The organism is Microbulbifer mangrovi (assembly GCF_002009015.1).
Classification (GTDB): Bacteria; Pseudomonadota; Gammaproteobacteria; order Pseudomonadales; family Cellvibrionaceae; genus Microbulbifer; species Microbulbifer mangrovi.
Genome location: NZ_LZDE01000074.1, coordinates 1 through 584, shown reverse-complemented (window position 1 = coordinate 584; position 584 = coordinate 1). Strand labels below are relative to the sequence as shown.

At 41.4% G+C, this 584-nt stretch carries 1 protein-coding gene; it reads right to left on the bottom strand.

The features are described 5' to 3' along the window. Positions 1 to 62: 62 nt before the first annotated feature. A partial coding sequence (locus tag B4U49_RS00325; protein WP_078082638.1) for a hypothetical protein occupies positions 63 to 584 on the bottom strand: 522 nt, incomplete at its 5' end.

Genomic DNA, 584 nt, shown 5'->3' with positions numbered 1-584 from the left:
AAATGGGAGCGCAGCGACCGTGCAAAAAGTGCACAAAGTACGACGTCGGCTGCATTGCTTTGTTAAAGACCGCTCCGTCGCTTCAGGTCATTCAGGCAGATACGTAGATACTTATGAATAATGATAGCCATAAGCCTAAACCGCTCCTTAGGATCAAGCTGGTTAAAACTAGTCACCTCTTCAGGATCGTTGTTATCCGAAACTAGTTTCCATGTTTTATGAAAATTATTTTTGCTTTCGTTATCAAAGCTTTTGTATAAGTTATTAACTATCCCCGAGTCCAAAATTTGATCTGACTGGTGCGCAAATTTATTTCTAATAGAACCAATACTCTTGAGAGGCTTTTCTAGCAGCGGGCTTAAACCGCTAGATATTGCAAGATGGACCTTTTGGTGATAATCGAGGTTCATTTTTTCAAGGTACTCAGGTCTGAGAAAAAATGTATCAAACATTTTATTCAGCTGCTCCTCGATTAAGATGTGTGCTCGAATCACGAGCCCTATATCATCTTCAGCTTCTACGGCCGCTAGAAATTCTTTAGGTGATTCCATAGTTGAGTCTTTAACGCCCGCAACAGGGGCGAC